Origin of the sequence: Burkholderia sp. Tr-20390, from assembly GCF_017104595.1 — a bacterium.
Taxonomy (GTDB): domain Bacteria; phylum Pseudomonadota; class Gammaproteobacteria; order Burkholderiales; family Burkholderiaceae; genus Burkholderia.
Genome location: NZ_JAAGPC010000237.1, coordinates 1 through 10353 on the forward strand (window position 1 = coordinate 1; position 10353 = coordinate 10353).

The window sequence follows — 10353 nt, forward strand, 5'->3', positions numbered from 1 at the left end:
TGACGGAAAAACCCGCCGCGCCGATCACGCCGGCGCCGAGCGTGCACGATACGCTGCGCTCGATCGAAGCCAGCACCGCGCAGTGGGCGACGCTGGGCGATGCGCAGGACGATGCCAGGCACGCGGCGGCGGCAGCGGCAACCGCAGCCGGTGTGGCCGCGACGGCAGCCGGCATGGCAGCGCCGGCAGCAGCGGCCGTGCCGACCGGGGCTGCCTCCGCGGCCCACGGCCTCGCGGCGCATGACGCCAGTGCACCGCTCGCCTACGATCCGGCGCCGACATACGACGACAACGCACCGATCGTGCTCGATGCGTTCAATCCGGCAGCGCCCGCTGTCCATGCACCGGTTGCCGATACGGGCGCCGTGGCAGTCGACGCCACCGCACCGCACGCGTTGTCGAATACCGGCATCGCTGAAGCCGCGTTCCCGCATCACACCAATGACCAGATCCGGCACGCCGACGATGTCGCTGCCGCTGCCGCACCGGCATCGGGAATCTCGCCCGCGCCGACGTTCGACGCGCCCATCGACCTCGCGCCGTGGGAGGACCTCGCCAGCCAACCGGTTTCCGCGTTCGACGCATCCGCCTGGAACCCGGTCGCCGAGTCATCGACCGATGTGACGGGATCGGAACCGGCCCATGCCGCCTTCGCGCAACCCGGGACCGAGGCGGTTCACGACCTCGCCGCGAGCAACCCGGCCTCCATCGATACCGACGACAAGTACACGGCGCATCCGGCGCCTGCAATCGATCGCACCGTATCGGCCAGCGTGCCGCCGGGCATCGCCAATGCACACGCCGAACCCGCCGGGAACAGCGTGCCGTTCGCGGCCCTCCCCTCTTCGCCGATCGTCGAAACGACGCCGCGCGCAAGTGCCGAAACCAGGCCGTTTGCGGCGGCGGCGCCGGCCGCATCGAGTGCCGCACTGGAAGCTGCCAAGTCGGATGCGGTGGAACCTGCAGCGCCGCGGGCCGCAACCGCTGAAGGCACCGCACCGGCGACAGCATGGACGTGGACGCCTGCGACGGCGCAACCGGCCCCGACGAATACGCCTGTCACCGCGGAATTGCCGAAATCGCCGGTTGCCACTCAACCGTTTGCCTCCACGCAAAAGGCTTCGGCAAGCATTGCGTCGCCGCTCGTCGGCACCGCCCACGGTTCGACCGTGCAAGCGCCTGCATCCGCCTCGGGCATTGCGCCTGTCGCCGTTACCGCCTCGTCGGATGGTGTGACCGACACGGCATCCGGTTCGCTGGCTCAACCGGCAGCGTCGACTGTTGCAGCCGCTCCGTCGGCATCTGCGATCGGCGTAACCGGCACTGCGTCGACCTCGCTTTCGCAGCCCGCCACTTCGACATCGAACACCGCATCCGTCGCGCCGGCATCCCCGATCGGCGTGACCGGCGCTACCTCGGCTTCGCTTTCGCAGCCGGCCGCTTCGGCAGCGAACACTGCACCCGTCGCGTCGGCATCCCCGATCGACGTAACCGGCACTGCGTCGACCTCGCTTTCGCAGCCAGCCACTCCGGCATCGACCGTTGCGGACACGACTTACGGTTCGTTCCCCCGCGCATCAACACCCGCGTCGCCCGCATCGCCCGTTGCGCCCGCCGCGACGCCGTCGACGGCCAGCCCGACGGCCTCGGCATCCGGTTCCAGCGCACCGGCGGTCGCTACCTCGACGCCCGTGAATGTCGTGTCCGGCTCGGTCGCGGCTCCATCCGCCGCGCCTGCTCCGACGCATCCGGCCACCCCATCAGCCTCGTCGACCGGCACGACATCCGGCACCTTCGCCCCCTCAGGCGCAATCGCATTGCAGCCGGCCGCAGGCCTGCCCGTGCCGCCGGCCCCTGCCGCCACGAGGGCAACATCCACCGGCGCAGTCGCACCGATTACCACCGCCGCGGCGACTCCCGCGCAACCGATCGCCAGCTTGCCCGTCGCTCCGGCCGGCTCGCTGACGTCCTTCGGCGCAACCACTGCGGCGCTGGCTCCGTCGATCGGTTCCGCGCCTGCAGCCGTCGAAGCCACGACGTTCGCCCCCCCGGCCGCCGCGACCTCGTCGCCGGCAAGCTGGTCCGTGTCGAATGTCTCCGCGGCACCGTTAGCCGCATCGCCCGTGGCACCGCCGCAACCCGCAGCAACGATCCCCGGCGCGAGCCTGTCCGCACCGACGGCAGTCACGACCGTACCGGCGATCCCCACTGCCCCGCCGGCCGAAGCAACCACCCCGGCAACCGAACCGGCCCCGCCTGCCGCAGCCGGCTCGCCCGCCCCCGACACCCCCGCGCGCCAGCCGCGCCCGAACGCCTTCGAATTCCACGCACCCGCGTCGTTCAGCGTCGAACTGCCGACCCTCGACCTGCTCGAGCCCGCGTCCGCGTCCGGCGACATCGAAACGATCACCGACGAACACCTCGCGCAAACCGCGCAGGTGATCGAACAGCGGCTGCAGGAATTCAAGGTGCCGGTGACGGTGGTCGGCGCGTCCGCCGGCCCCGTGATCACGCGTTTCGAGATCGAACCCGCGCTCGGCGTGCGCGGCAGCCAGATTGTCGGGCTGATGAAGGACCTGTCGCGCGGCCTCGGCCTCACGTCGATCCGCGTCGTCGAGACGATTCCCGGCAAGACCTGCATGGGGCTCGAACTGCCGAACGCGAAGCGCCAGATGATCCGCCTGTCGGAAATTCTCGAGTCGCGCCCGTACCAGCACTCGGCGTCGCAACTGACGATCGCGATGGGCAAGGACATCACCGGCCACCCGGTCGTCACCGATCTCGCGAAGGCGCCGCACATGCTCGTCGCGGGCACGACCGGCTCGGGCAAGTCGGTCGCGATCAACGCGATGATCCTGTCGCTGCTGTACAAGGCGACACCCGAGGACGTGCGACTGATCATGATCGACCCGAAGATGCTCGAGCTGTCGGTCTACGAAGGGATCCCGCACCTGCTCGCGCCGGTCGTCACCGACATGAAACTCGCGGCGAACGCACTGAACTGGTGCGTCGGCGAGATGGAAAAGCGCTACCGGCTGATGTCGGCCGTCGGCGTGCGCAACCTCGCGGGCTTCAACCAGAAGATCCGCGACGCGGAAGCGAAGGAAAAGAAGATCGGCAACCCGTTCTCGCTGACGCCCGAGGATCCGGAGCCGCTGTCGACGCTGCCGCTGATCGTCGTCGTGATCGACGAGCTGGCCGACCTGATGATGGTCGCCGGCAAGAAGATCGAGGAACTGATCGCCCGCCTCGCGCAGAAGGCGCGTGCGGCCGGCATCCACCTGATCCTCGCGACGCAGCGTCCGTCCGTCGACGTGATCACGGGCCTGATCAAGGCGAACATCCCGACGCGCGTCGCGTTCCAGGTGTCGTCGAAGATCGACTCGCGCACGATTCTCGACCAGATGGGCGCCGAATCGCTGCTCGGGATGGGCGACATGCTGTTCCTGCCGCCGGGCACCGGTTACCCGCAGCGCGTGCACGGCGCGTTCGTCGCGGACGAAGAAGTGCACCGGGTCGTCGAGTACCTGAAGCAGTTCGGCGAGCCGCAGTACGAGGAAGGGATCCTCGACGGCCCGGCCGCCGACGGCGCGACGCAGGACCTGTTCGGCGATGCGCCGGACGCGGAAGCCGATCCGCTGTACGACGAAGCCGTCGCGTTCGTCGTGCGCACGCGGCGCGCGTCGATCTCGTCGGTGCAGCGGCAGTTGCGCATCGGCTACAACCGCGCCGCGCGCCTCGTCGAGCAGATGGAGGCGGCCGGGCTCGTGTCGCCGATGGGGATCAACGGCAGCCGCGAGGTGCTCGTGCCGGCCGCGGCCGACTGAGTGCGGCGGCCGCGGCCGCCGTCCGCCGATACGGGCGCGCCGGGAAACCGGCCGCCCCGAAAAACGAAGGGCGCTGCATCGGCAGCGCCCTTTTTCATTTACAGCACCGGCACCAGCTTGAAGTCGACCGGCTTGCCGACCGCCACCTTCTGCGGATTCGGGCCGAGCTGCCCCGTTTCGACATTGCGGCTGAACACGTAGAACGTATCGCTGTCCTGGTTGCCGACGATCAGCCACTTGCCGGTCGGATCGATCAGGAACTCGCGCGGCGTCTTGCCGAGGCTCGACTGGCGGCCGACGTGCTTCAGCCGGCCGTCGGCCTGGTTCACCGCGTAGATCACCAGGTCGTTCGCGTCGCCGCGGTTGCTCACGTACAGGAAGCGGCCGTCCGGCGACAGGTGGATCGCGCCGCCGCCGACCTTGCCCTTGAAGCCCGGCGCGGTCATCGACACGGTCTCGACCGGCGTCAGCTTGCCGTCGTGATAGCCGAACACCTCGACCGACGCGTTGAGCTCGCTCGTCACGTATGCGTACCGGCCGTCGGCGCCGAACACCATGTGGCGCGGGCCCGAGCCCGCCTTCACCGGCGTGTAGCGCGTGTCCGTCGGGCTGATCAGCCCGCGGCTGCCGTCCACCGTGTAGCGGTAGCCGTAGATCTTGTCCGCACCGAGATCCTGCACGAACAGATAACGGCCGTCCGGCGAAAACACCGTCGAATGCACGTGCGCGCCGTCCTGGCGGCCCTTCACCGGCCCCGTGCCTTCATGGTGCACGGTCAGCGCGGCCTGGCCGACCGCGCCGTCGTCGCGCAGCGGAAACACCGCGAAGCTGCCGCCGGGATCCTTCGCGACCGAGTAGTTGGCGGTCACGAGGTACTTGCCGTCGGGCGACAGCGCGAGATAGCAAGGATCGTTCCCTTCCGACGACACGCGGTCGATGAAACTCAGCGCGCCCGTCTTCGCGTCGAAGCGGAACGCGCTGATGCCGCCGCGCGTGGTCGCCGGCCCGTCGTCGCCGGGCAGTTCGTTGACCGCGTAAACGGTGCGACCGTCGCGGCTCGGCAACAGATACGACGGATTCACGGTCTTCGCCGACGACACGGGTGCGACGCTGCCGGTTTTCGTATCGAAGCGGTAAACATAGATGCCGTCGCTGCCGCCTCCCGTATAGGTGCCGACGAGCAGGTTGTAGACGCCGTCGGCCGGGGCGGGCGATTGCTGCGCGAATGCGTGGGTCGCGGAAAGGGAGAGCACGATCGCGAAACCTTTCATCCAGTGAGCGAGCCTAAGCGGGAACCCTCGTGTCGAAGCGCGTGCGTCACGCTCGCGTAAACGGTTGGGCATTGAATCCTCCTTGCGTCGAGTCGCTTCAAGTGTTGAGATAGGACGAAACGCCGGCCGTTCATGCGCTCCGCCGCCCGGCCGAGTATACGGGGCGCGGTGCCGGCGCGTGAAGCCTTGGCCGCCGCCGTCCGCATTGTGAACTCGAATACCCAAGGATCGCCTGCCCATGCCTGCCCTGATCGAAGACTACGCCCTCGTCGGCGACGGCCACACTGCCGCGCTGATCGCTAAAGACGGCTCCGTCGACTGGCTGTGCTGGCCCCGCTTCGATTCGGGCGCCTGCTTCGCGGCGCTTCTCGGCACCCCCGAGCACGGCCGCTGGCTGCTCGCGCCGGCCGCCGATGCCGCGATCACGCACACGACGCGCCGCTATCGCGGCGACACGCTGATTCTCGAAACCGACTACGAAAGCGCCGACGGCGCCGTCACCGTGGTCGACTTCATGCCGCCCGGCAATGGCTGGTCCGAACTGGTGCGGATCGTCGTCGGCCGCCACGGCACGATGAAGATGCGCATGGAGCTCGTGTTGCGCTTCGACTACGGCTTCTCGATCCCGTGGGTCACGCAGCTGACCCGCGAGGACGGCATGAAGGCGATCGCGGGCCCCGACACCGTCGTGCTGCGCACGCCGGTGCCGCTCACCGGCAAGAATCTCCACACGCTCGCGGAATTCACGGTGAGCGCCGACGAGCGCGTGCCGTTCTCGCTCAGCTATGCGGCGTCGCACCTGCGGCTGCCGCCGGCCCGCGATCCGCTGTCGATGCTCGCGCGCACCGAGAACTACTGGCTCGAATGGTCGGGCCGCTGCCAGGTGCAGGGCCGCTACGCGGCCGCCGTGCGCCGCTCGCTGATCACGCTGAAGGCGCTCGCGTACGAGCCGACCGGCGGCATCGTCGCGGCGCCGACCACGTCGCTGCCCGAGAAGATCGGCGGCAACCGCAACTGGGACTACCGCTACTGCTGGCTGCGCGACGCGACGATCACGCTGCTCGCGCTGATGCGCGGCGGCTACTACGACGAGGCGCGCGCGTGGCGCACGTGGCTCGGCCGCGTGATGGCCGGCTCGCCCGAGCAGATCCAGATCATGTACGGGATCGCCGGCGAACGCCGGCTGCCGGAAATGGAGCTCGACTGGCTGCCCGGCTACCAGGACTCGAAGCCGGTGCGCATCGGCAACGGCGCCGCGAACCAGCTCCAGCTCGACGTGTTCGGCGAGGTGATGGCCGCGCTGCACCTCGCGCGGGTGGGCGGCCTGCAGGCCGACGACACGGTCTGGTCCGTGCAGTGCGCGCTGCTCGACCATCTCGAGAAGATCTGGCAGGAGCCCGACGAAGGCATCTGGGAAACGCGCGGCGACCGCCGCCATTTCACGTTCTCGAAAGTGATGGCGTGGGTCGCGTTCGACCGCGCGATCAAGTCGGCGGAGATGTTCCGGCTGCCCGGCTCGCTCGACCGCTGGCGTGCGCTGCGCGACCAGATCCATGCCGACGTGTGCGCCAACGCGTGGCACGAAAGCAAACGGGCGTTTGCGCAGAGCTACGGCAGCGACGAGCTCGACGCCAGCGTGCTGCTGATGCCGCTGCTCGGCTTCCTGCCGCCGGAAGATCCGCGCATCGTCGGCACGGTCGAGGCGATCGAGCGGGAATTGCTGCACGATGGCCTCGTGATGCGCTACCGCACGACCGAGTACGACGACGGCCTGCCGCCCGGCGAAGGCACGTTTCTCGCGTGCAGCTTCTGGCTGGTCGACAACTATGCGCTGCTGGGCCGGATCGACGACGCGCACCGCCTGTTCAGCCGGCTGCTCGCGCTGTCGAACGACCTCGGGCTGCTCGCGGAGGAGTACGACCCGGTGGCCGGGCGGCTCGTCGGCAACTTCCCGCAGGCGTTCTCGCACGTGGCGCTCGTGCATACCGCGATGAACCTGATGCACCACGAGGACGCGATGGCGCGCGCCGCCGGCCAGCCCGCGCCGGCGGTGGCGACGGGGCGCTGAACGGGGGCGCGAGCGGCTTGGTCAGATAACGTCAAATCGCAAAACTTTGATGAAAAATCGGGGAAATGTTGCATTGCACCACCCATCGTTGTCCGATATGATCGACGCGATTGTCCGGCTGCAATGCAACATGGCCGGTCGCTGACCCACACGGCACGCCGCGACGCCCCACGCCGCCCTTGCGCTCCGTCCCCCACGCGGGAGTAGTCTGCATGCTTTACCAACTGCACGAATTCCAGCGCGCCATGCTGAGCCCGCTGACGGCCTGGGCCCAGGCCGCTTCCAAATCGTTCGCCAATCCGTCCAGCCCGTTCTCGCTGATGCCGGGCGCGACGCGGATGGCCGCCGCGTACGAGTTGATGTACCGGCTCGGCAAGGATTACGAGAAGCCCGAATTCAACATTCATCAGATCGTCAAGGACGGCCACAACATCCCGATCGTCGAGCAGACGATCGTCGAGAAGCCGTTCTGCCGGCTGCTGCGCTTCAAGCGCTATTCGGACGACGCCGACGCCGTCACGCAACTGAAGGACGAACCGGTCGTGCTGGTCTGCGCGCCGCTGTCGGGCCACCACTCGACACTGCTGCGCGACACCGTGCGCACGCTGCTGCAGGATCACAAGGTCTACATCACCGACTGGATCGACGCACGGATGGTGCCGATCGAGACCGGCCCGTTCCACCTGCACGACTACATCGCGTACATCCAGGAGTTCATCCGCCACATCGGCGCGCGCAACCTGCACGTGATCTCGGTGTGCCAGCCGACGGTGCCGGTGCTCGCGGCGATCTCGCTGATGGCGAGCCGCGGCGAGCACACGCCGCTCACGATGACGATGATGGGCGGCCCGATCGATGCGCGCCGCAGCCCGACGTCGGTGAATTCGCTCGCCACGCAGCACTCGACCGCATGGTTCGAGAACAACGTGATCCACACGGTGCCGGCGAACTATCCGGGCGAAGGCCGCCAGGTGTATCCGGGCTTCCTGCAGCACACGGGCTTCGTCGCGATGAACCCGGAACGGCACGCGCAATCGCACTGGGATTTCTACCAGAGCCTGCTGCGCGGCGACGAGGACGACGCCGAAGCACACCGCCGCTTCTATGACGAATACAACGCGGTGCTCGACATGGCCGCCGAGTATTACCTCGAGACGATCCGCGTCGTGTTCCAGGAATTCCGCCTGGCCGAAGGCACGTGGGACGTCGAAGGCGAGCGCGTGCGTCCGCAGGACATCCGGCACACCGCGCTGATGACGATCGAGGGCGAACTCGACGACATCTCGGGCAGCGGCCAGACGCACGTCGCGCACGAGCTGTGCACGGGCATCCCGCAGGACCAGCGCCGCAGCCTGACCGCCGAGAAGTGCGGTCACTACGGGATTTTCTCGGGCCGCCGCTGGCGCACGATCATCTATCCGCAGCTGCGCGATTTCATCCGCGAGCATGCACCAGAGCCGAAGCACGGTGCGACGAAGGATGTCCCGGAAACGCCGGCCGCCAAGACGCTCGCCGCCGTGCCGGCCGCCGACGCACCGGCCGAAACGACGCGCGCCACCACGGCGAAGCGCACGCGCGCGAAGGCGCCGGCGAAGGCCGCCGCCCCCGCCAAGGCCGCACCGGCCGCGAAACGCGCCGCCGCCGTCAGCCCGCGCGCAAAAGCCGTGCGCACGCGCAAGGCCGCCTGACGCACCGCGTTCCGACGAAAAAACGCCGCCGTTGCCTGCGCACGGCGGCGTTTTTACATCGGGCGGCCGCTTCAGCGCCGCAGCAGATAGGCGAGCAGCACTTCGGTGTTCATCCGGACCATCTCCGCGCGCTCGTCGGCGTCGGTGAAGTCGCGGCCGAGCGTCGCGGCGAGCGTGAAGCGGTTCGACACGATGTAGTAACCGAGCCCCGACAGCGTCACGTAGAAGCGCAGCGGATCGACATCGGTGCGGAACAGCCCGGCCTTCTGGCCGCGCGTCAGCACGTTGCCGAGCTTCGCGACGATCGGCGACATCATCTCGCGGATCCGCGTCGACTTGTGCAGGTAGCGCGCTTCGTGCAGGTTCTCGTTGTTGATGAGCCTGAGCAGTTCCGGATGGTCGCGGTAGTAGTCCCAAACGAAATGCGCGAGCCGCGTGACGGCTTCGACAGGCGCGACGCCGTCGAGATCGAGCTCGCGCTCGGCCTCGGTCAGCGCGGAGAACGCGTGTTCGAGCACCGCCGTGAACAGCTGTTCCTTGCTGCCGAAATAGTAATAGAGCATGCGCTCGTTGGTTTCGGCCCGGCGCGCGATCTGGTCGACGCGCGCGCCGAACAGCCCTCCACTCGCGAACTCTTCGGCTGCCGCCATCAGGATGCGGCGGCGCGTACCTTCAGGATCTCTTTTGATTTTTGGCTGATTCATGGTGGCGTTTTGCTATGTGAGCCGCTTGATCCGGACCGGCACCCCCACCGCCTTGGCGCCGGCCGCCCTGGAACGGGCGCGCCGCGGCCGGCCGCCCTCCTGCTGAGCCCCTGCAAAAAAGCGGTTCGATTATGCGCACAGACGGCGTCCAGCGCAATGCGGGAAATCGGCGATAATCGAGCTTTGGCAAACCTTTTCCGGCCGCGCCCGACACGGCCGAGAGCCATTCGGCGCCGCTGCGCCCGTTGTCACCGTGACCGATTCCAAAACACTCGCAGATCGCATCGAAGATCTGCTTCCCCAGACGCAATGCACGAAGTGCGGCTATAACGGCTGCCGTCCGTACGCCGAGGCGATCGCCGCCGGCGAGGCGAACTACAACCAGTGCCCGCCCGGCGGCGCCGAGGGCATCGCGCGCCTGTCGAGCCTGCTCGGCAAACCGGTGATTCCGCTGAACCCCGTCAACGGCACCGAGCATCCGCGCGCGGTCGCCTTCATCGACGAAAGCCTGTGCATCGGCTGCACGCTGTGCATGCAAGCGTGCCCGGTCGACGCGATCGTCGGCGCGCCGAAGCAGATGCACACGATCATCGAGTCGCAGTGCACCGGTTGCGACCTGTGCGTGCCGCCCTGCCCGGTCGACTGTATCGCGATGCTGCCGGTGACCGGCGAACGCACCGGCTGGGACGCGTGGTCGCAGGAGCAGGCCGACGCCGCACGCGAGCACCACGACCTGCGGCTCGCGCGCCAGCGCCGCGAACGCGAGGCCGCCGAAGCGCGCGCGGCCGCTCGCCG

At 68.4% G+C, this 10353-nt stretch carries 6 protein-coding genes; 4 read left to right on the plus strand and 2 right to left on the minus strand.

Annotated features, from left to right (window positions below):
- A partial coding sequence (locus G3N98_RS35570; RefSeq protein ID WP_206150746.1) for a DNA translocase FtsK occupies positions 1-3827 on the plus strand: 3827 nt, incomplete at its 5' end.
- Between the two features lie 98 nt (positions 3828-3925).
- On the opposite strand, the gene G3N98_RS35575 is transcribed toward G3N98_RS35570, so the two are convergent.
- Positions 3926-5170 carry a lactonase family protein gene (locus G3N98_RS35575; RefSeq protein ID WP_089473325.1) on the minus strand — a complete coding sequence of 415 codons (1245 nt, stop codon included), beginning with the start codon at positions 5168-5170 and terminating at the stop codon, positions 3926-3928.
- A gap of 166 nt (positions 5171-5336) precedes the next feature.
- Here G3N98_RS35575 and G3N98_RS35580 point away from each other — a divergent pair, with 166 nt between their 5' ends.
- Together G3N98_RS35580 and phaZ are read left to right on the plus strand one after the other, a co-directional pair.
- Positions 5337-7166, plus strand: coding sequence for a glycoside hydrolase family 15 protein (locus G3N98_RS35580; protein WP_206150747.1), 1830 nt, complete (start codon positions 5337-5339; stop codon positions 7164-7166).
- Between the two features lie 212 nt (positions 7167-7378).
- Positions 7379-8854: a polyhydroxyalkanoate depolymerase gene (phaZ, locus tag G3N98_RS35585; RefSeq protein WP_206150748.1), complete on the plus strand. Its 1476-nt coding sequence runs from the start codon at positions 7379-7381 to the stop codon at positions 8852-8854.
- A gap of 71 nt (positions 8855-8925) precedes the next feature.
- Here phaZ and G3N98_RS35590 read toward each other — a convergent pair whose 3' ends face one another.
- A complete protein-coding gene (locus G3N98_RS35590; RefSeq protein ID WP_039370405.1) occupies positions 8926-9558 on the minus strand; it encodes a TetR family transcriptional regulator in 633 nt (210 codons plus the stop codon).
- Between the two features lie 253 nt (positions 9559-9811).
- Here G3N98_RS35590 and rsxB point away from each other — a divergent pair.
- On the plus strand, positions 9812-10353 hold a 542-nt coding region (gene rsxB, locus G3N98_RS35595), incomplete at its 3' end, for an electron transport complex subunit RsxB (protein ID WP_206150749.1).

Bases quoted from the DNA above. Each gene is read 5' to 3' on its own strand.
- G3N98_RS35575 (WP_089473325.1), bottom strand. From the start codon at position 5,170: ATGCCCAACCGTTTACGCGAGCGTGACGCACGCGCTTCGACACGAGGG.
- G3N98_RS35580 (WP_206150747.1), top strand. From the start codon at position 5,337: ATGCCTGCCCTGATCGAAGACTACGCCCTCGTCGGCGACGGCCACACT.
- phaZ (WP_206150748.1), top strand. From the start codon at position 7,379: ATGCTTTACCAACTGCACGAATTCCAGCGCGCCATGCTGAGCCCGCTG.
- G3N98_RS35590 (WP_039370405.1), bottom strand. From the start codon at position 9,558: ATGAATCAGCCAAAAATCAAAAGAGATCCTGAAGGTACGCGCCGCCGC.